Genomic DNA, 6005 nt, shown 5'->3' with positions numbered 1-6005 from the left:
GTCCGGTACTTGGGCATTCCGACGCTGCGCGATCGGGTGGCGCAGATGGCGCTCAAGCTGATCCTGGAACCGATCTTCGAGGTCGACTTCTACCCATTCTCCTATGGGTGTAGCTCGCCCTCGGGGACGGACTCGATCGAGCACGAGGCAGTTATCGGCACTGGTCGTGGGCTTGGCGTTGGTGTTCGCGGGTGAGAGAGCAGACCCATAGAGCCGTGGTCGGCCCATCAGGCTGTCACTCTTTTCTCCGCGGATGTGCCGCAGCCCATGGAGAAGGAGAACCCTGTGGGACATAGACGACCGCGAACCCGAGATCATCGTCCTTGTTGGGCTGGTCCGCAGGCTGATCGGTCTTTGCTTTACCATGCCGCACGGCCTTTCTCGCTGCGCGCCGGTCTGCCTTGGTCCCATTGCGGAGCTTGGCCGTTGCCCTCTGGCGTTGCTCGGCGATTAGCGTCTCGCGCCGAAAGAGCTCCGCCTCGCCCCGGAAGATTCCCAGCAGGACGCCATCTCCCCCCTGCCACCAGGCGTCGGTGATCCCGCAGGCTTCGGGAATGGGGGCAAGGTCAGGGACCACTGCGGCTGTCGCGTCCACGGCCTCCTGAACGCGTTGCCCGTGGAAGGCGGTCACTCGCCGCATCTGGCCTGTCGCGTGGATCAGGGCGTAGGACTCAAACCAGGCCTCGACTGTGGGATGGGTGGGGACCCAGTCCTCACACACCAGCCCGAATCGATCTTGTTCGTCGACGCCGTACCAGTAGGGAACCGACGTCCGGCCCGGACAGGGATCGAACAGCCAGCCGACACCGTCGCGATGCTCTACACGGGCGTCCATGGAGAACCCGAGTACGCCGCCCTCGTAGAAGTCGCCAGGCAGCGGCGGAAGGTCAAGTCCGTCCCATCGGGCGATGAACGTGATCATGCGTTCGATGAGGGAGTCCGGCGCCTCGGCGCAGTGCTCCTGGAGAAACTCGATAGACATCGGCGAGGCGCTCACCGTGCAGTGCTGCCGGAGAAACCGCTGCGCTCGAGGGGACAAACCGCTCGGATCATCAATAATCACGCCGACATTATGGCGGTGGCTGCGGACTGCCACCTGCTTGGCGGTGGTTGGTCATCACCAAGGGTGTGGCTCGCCTGCAGACTGGTGATCAAGTTGTAAGTGCGTATCGGTCCTGGTGGCGGGCTTGTCGGAGGCGATACTGCTCACGGTCGAGGTGATAAGCGAAGTAGGCGTCCAGGTCGCCGTTGCTGATGATGGCGCGCAGCTTGAGGACCGCGTCGGCTCCGGCCAGCCCCCACCGGGCGCCGGTAATTTCCAGGCGGTCACCGACGAGATGACGGGCTGTGCCTTCAATGACTCCGGTGGCGATCGGCCAGCCCTGCTCCAGGGCGTGGTCGTAGCACAGGAACTCGCGGTGGCCACTCAGGTAGCGGATGGCCGCGGTCAGTCCGTCGCGCCGATCGGCCGGTAGCGTGGCGGCCTGGGTCTTCATGTCGTCGATGACCTGGCCGGTGTTGCCGGCCAGCAAGCCTAGCGCCCAGGCGGCGACCCGTTGTTCGGCCGCCGGATCGTCGGCGGTGTGCAGGCAGCGTGCCCCACGCCAGCAGTACTCGATCACGTGAATCAGATCACAGACGATATGGACCGCCACGCCGCGGCGGGCGGCCTGCTCACGTACCAGAGCGATTTGATGTAGGTCACCGTCGACCAAGACCACCCAGGGACGGGTGTGCACGGGGTCGCGGGCCTGAGCCTGATCGAACGCGCGGGCGATCACCGTGCAGGCGGGCTCGATCACCGATCCGTAGACCCATTTGCCGCTCGCGGTCGGCCCCTTCCGCACCGGCCGCTCCCCGCTGCGTCCGGTCAGGCTGATCACATCGTGCGGGCGGCGCGGCGCGGGGACGGCGTCATGCACCGCCGCCAGCGTGGCCATGCGCTTGCGGTGAGGCTTTTCCCCGCTGGCCAGGCGGGTGCGGAACCGGCGCCGGTGAGCCGCGGCGGCCTTACGGCTCGCCGGACGCAACCCTTCGGGCCGCATCACCACGCCCTTGCCGTCCAAGCCGAGCACCAGCAGCTCCTCGGCGGTGCGCGGGGTCGGCGTGCGCGCGGCGTAGAAGGCCTCGACATCGGCCGCGGCGGTCACCACCAGGTCGGCGATCTGCCGCTTGCCGATCACGGGTCCGCAGCGATCAGTGATCGCGGCATGCGCGGCGTCGAAGGACCCGCGCACCGCCTCGACCACCGCCAGTTTCGCCAGCCCGTGGCTGTGCCGCCCGGCCGGCAACGCGAGTTGCTCATCGGCCAGGTACCGGTTGCGCGCTCCCGGGGTGCGGATGGCGCACCGGCGCACGGTCACCGTGCCCACCACGGTGGCCAGCAGCCGATGATGGCCCCTCTCCAGCCGTCCGGCCGGGTGGTCGGCACTCAGCCGGGCCTCCTCGCGCAGCGCCCGCAGGTCCAGGTGATCTTGCAGCAGTTGCCGCAGCACCGCTCGCCCGCGCCGCTCGCACAGCTCTTCCAGCCCAGCGTGGGTCAGCTCATCCGCCGCCGGAGCAGCCAGCTCGGCGATCAGAAGATCGAATAAATTCCTGGAGGTTGCAAACTCGTCAGCCCTGACGGCGGCATCGTACGGTTCCATGAGGCTCGTCCTTGGTGGTCGGATCGATGGGTGGCACCTTCGAACCTCCACCAAGGACGAGCCGCCGCCTACCCCCGTCGCCGACAGATGCCGATGCCGCCGCCCGCGCCTCTACCCGGCCATCTGCCGGCGGACCTGCTCGGTCAAGGTGAACATGCCCGGATCGCCTTCGGCCAGCCACCCCCGCTCCACCAGCCGCTTGAGCTTGCTGCGCAAGCTCTCAACCTTGGCGGCCGACTCGCCCTGCCCCAACGCCGCTGAAATCTTCACCGCCCGCATCGCACCTGCGGCATCGGCCAGGATCTCCAGCACATCGCGGTATGTCCGCGGCAACACCGACACCCCCAGTTCAGGCTGCCACGGCGGCACCGTCACCACTCCCCGCCGCACCACCTCGGCCTCCGAGACATCGGCCACCTCACCCTCGCCGCCCTCGCCCGCAGGCTCCTCGACAAACCGGGCCGCATCACCCAGGATCTCCTCCACCATCTCCTGGGTGATTAGCAACCGGGACAACCGGTCTTCCTCGGCCTCCAGCCGCGCCCGCACCTCGGCCAGCCGCTCACGAAGTTCCTCGATCCGGTGCCGGGACTCGGCCTGCCGCCGCGCCAGTTCCTCCAGCAACGACCCCATCGCCACCACCGCCTCGCACGTCTGCACCCACGGTAGAAGCCGATATCACGATCAAACAGCCCAGACGGTCAAACCCCAGCTCAACCAGTGTCGGGTAGCGGCGGCACGTTGCCGTGCCGCCGCCCCCTCAGAACCGGGCGAGCGAGCTTTCCCCGCACCACGGCTCAAGCAAGCCCCGAGGGCTCGGCGGGTGAGAATGTGGCCAGTCTCCTGCGGTTGCGTGCCCGGAGGCTGCGGTAGCAGGAGGTGTGCACCATGCGTGTTCGCTTGCCGTCCGGCGTGCCGTGCCGCTCATGGGTGAGATAGTCGGCGGCAATCGCCCGCCGAGCAACACCCAGCCACCAGCGTTCCCACTGATTCGGGGACTGTGGCGGCTGGTCAGCGGTCAGAAGATGCTCCCCGCAGAGCGGACAACACCCGTCCTGCTTGGTCAGCAGGGCGAGGTTGTAGCCGTCCAGCGGGGGCGTGACCTTCCTGCGCCGCTTGGCCCAATACTCGATCAGGTCCGAGTCGTCGGGGGACGCTCCGGGCCGGACGAGCTGGTGCCGGACGATCGGTGTCCAGGAGAACTTGACCAGGTAACGGGCGTGATCGTCGACCCGTTCGCCGAACACCCAGTGGTCGTCCCGGAACCGGTTGTGCTTGCCGAAGTAGCGGCGTTTGATCCACTTCTTCGACTTGCTGGGATGTTGGCGGACGGCCCACCGCCAGGTGAGCCACCACACGTGGTGGTCCAGCTCGTTGAAGATCTGAGCGGCCACCACACCCCGGTAGTAGGCGGCTCAGCCCCGGATGATGGGGTTGAGCCTGGAGGTCAGCTCCCTCACCGAGGAGCCCCGCATCCTGCGCGTCTCGTCGGTGAGCCTCTTGCGAATACGCTTGACCGCGTCCCGGCTTGGTTTGATCAGCAGCTTGCCGTTGGAGTAGCGGCGAACGCTGAAACCCAGAAAGTCAAAGCCTTCGCCGGCGTGGACGACCTTCGTCTTGTCCTCGTTGAAGACCAGCCCTCGCGGCTCCAGCCACTCGGCCAGCCGCTGCTTGACCCGGTAGGCTTCCTGCTCGGAGTAACAGCAGACCACCAGGTCATCGGCATACCTCACCAGAACCGGAGTCCCCTCCCGCGCCCGACCGGCCGTCACACCGGTCATGCGGTAACGGACCCCTGCGGCCTCCTCCAGCCCATGGAGTGCGACGTTCATCAATAACGGACTGATCACACCGCCTTGGGGCGAGCCCTCGTCGGTGGGCGTGAACATCTCGCCCTCGACCACCCCGGCCTTCAGCCAGCGCGCGATGAGGTCCCTGGCTGGGAACCCGCCGAGCGCGTCGAGGAGCCGTTCGTGGTCGATGTTGTCGAACGCGGCCGACAGATCGGCATCTAAGATCCACACCCGGTTGGCCCGAGGGCCGCGAAGGGTGGCGAACAAGGTTTCGATCGCATCAGCGCAGCTCCGGCCCGGCCTGAACCCATACGATCTGGGCTCGAACCGGGCTTCCCATTCCGGCTCCAATGCCTGACGGACTCGTGCCTGGTGACACCTGTCCATGATCACTGGAATGCCGAGCGGGCGGAGCTTTCCATTGGCCTTGGGAATGTGCACGCGCCGGACCGGCAGCGGATCCCAGGATGCTCGGGTTCGGTGCACGTGCACCGCCGCCTCCGCCCTGGCCTGCGAGGTCAGAGCGACCTCACCGTCGATCCCGGCCGTCCGGCGCCCGGTATTGCGCTGGGTGACCTGGCGGACGCTAACCAGCGTGTTCGACCAGGACCTCAGCATCATCTTCTGTAAGGACCGAACCGTGGCCCAGTCCTGCTCCCGCGTCGCCTTGAAGATCCTGCGCCGCAGCCTTACTACGTTCTGCTCATGGGTCCGCCAGTCGATGGCGTCCCAGTCGAGAATGCCCTCGGGTCCGTTCACCGTGATGGTGTCCAACTTGCCCCTCGGTTCGAAAGGCTCTCGGCCTCGGCGTTCAAAGGCTCACCAGCCCACGTCAGCGCCCTTTCGGGCCCGGACGTAATGTGTCCGGCATCCGGCCGGTTCCCCGCAACCGGCCGCCTGAAGGAGCAGCCATACCGTCGCAGGTCCCGTCGCCTTTCGGCCACCGGCATCGCTTCTTGGGCATCCAGTCCCGCCGAGGAGTTCCGCCCCTCTTTACGATCGGCCTACCAGACCACCACAGACGGCCTGGACCTCGACGGGGTTTCCACGTTCCGCGCACACGAGATACGACCGGGGAGGGCGCCCTTCTAAACCCCGAGGCCAGCGGTGTTCCCACGCCCAGCTCAGTGGTACTGGACGCCGCTTGCCGCCTCTTCCAGCGGCCAGGCCCTGCCACCCCGGTCCTCATCCCGTCGCCCAGGGCTCTCTCTGACGAGGCCTCATCGAAGGGTTCACTCGCGTTCACCCGTCCGGTCTTCCCCTCGCCCGGTTGCTCCCCCAGACGGAACGGGGCCCTTGGGCGTCTTCCCCGAGCTTCGCACCCCCAGCGAGCAGGACCCGTGGACGCACGTCGGGGCGGGGACCGATCTCGAACACTGATCAGGAACTACGCACCCGGCATAACCGGCCTCCAATCTGCGAGTTCACTCGATATGCGCGACTTCGTGTCGCACCACCGAGTTCGAGCTACACCCTTCTCCTATGGGTATCGGCCTGGACGACGGGCTCAGGATGCCATCGCCGAGATTCACCACCTCACCCGCAAGCCGGGCGCCTACGAATGGGT

5 protein-coding genes and 1 pseudogene are annotated in these 6005 nt (G+C 66.9%); 1 reads left to right on the top strand and 5 read right to left on the bottom strand.

Annotated elements, in window-relative coordinates:
* Window positions 1-195: hypothetical protein (locus B0I32_RS59510; RefSeq protein WP_342751864.1), on the top strand; the 195-nt coding region annotated here is incomplete at its 5' end.
* A gap of 40 nt (window positions 196-235) precedes the next feature.
* Here the strand turns inward: B0I32_RS59510 and B0I32_RS55975 are convergent.
* The 5 genes and pseudogenes from B0I32_RS55975 to ltrA all read right to left on the bottom strand — a co-directional run bounded on the left by B0I32_RS55975 (window position 236) and on the right by ltrA (window position 5212).
* Window positions 236-1063, bottom strand: coding sequence for a hypothetical protein (locus B0I32_RS55975; RefSeq protein WP_146178774.1), 828 nt, complete (start codon window positions 1061-1063; stop codon window positions 236-238).
* Window positions 1064-1151: 88 nt separating this feature from the next.
* On the bottom strand, window positions 1152-2645 hold the full coding sequence (locus B0I32_RS55970) for an ISKra4 family transposase (RefSeq protein ID WP_106253643.1): 1494 nt from the start codon (window positions 2643-2645) through the stop codon (window positions 1152-1154).
* A 111-nt stretch (window positions 2646-2756) separates the two neighbouring features.
* Window positions 2757-3278: a hypothetical protein gene (locus B0I32_RS55965; protein WP_146178773.1), complete on the bottom strand. Its 522-nt coding sequence runs from the start codon at window positions 3276-3278 to the stop codon at window positions 2757-2759.
* Between the two features lie 164 nt (window positions 3279-3442).
* Window positions 3443-4048, bottom strand: a pseudogene (locus B0I32_RS59505) (group II intron maturase-specific domain-containing protein); the annotation flags it as partial.
* A 12-nt stretch (window positions 4049-4060) separates the two neighbouring features.
* On the bottom strand, window positions 4061-5212 hold the full coding sequence (gene ltrA / locus B0I32_RS59500) for a group II intron reverse transcriptase/maturase (RefSeq protein ID WP_219912574.1): 1152 nt from the start codon (window positions 5210-5212) through the stop codon (window positions 4061-4063).
* Window positions 5213-6005: the final 793 nt, after the last annotated feature.

The sequence above is a fragment of the Nonomuraea fuscirosea genome (genome assembly GCF_003001935.1).
GTDB lineage: Bacteria > Actinomycetota > Actinomycetes > Streptosporangiales > Streptosporangiaceae > Nonomuraea > Nonomuraea fuscirosea.
The sequence above is the reverse complement of the archived record's forward strand: the minus strand, read 5'-3'. Positions and strand labels throughout refer to the sequence as shown.

Coding starts and splice junctions, on each gene's coding strand:
- B0I32_RS55965 (WP_146178773.1), bottom strand. CDS start 3,278: ATGGGGTCGTTGCTGGAGGAACTGGCGCGGCGGCAGGCCGAGTCCCGG.
- B0I32_RS55970 (WP_106253643.1), bottom strand. CDS start 2,645: ATGGAACCGTACGATGCCGCCGTCAGGGCTGACGAGTTTGCAACCTCC.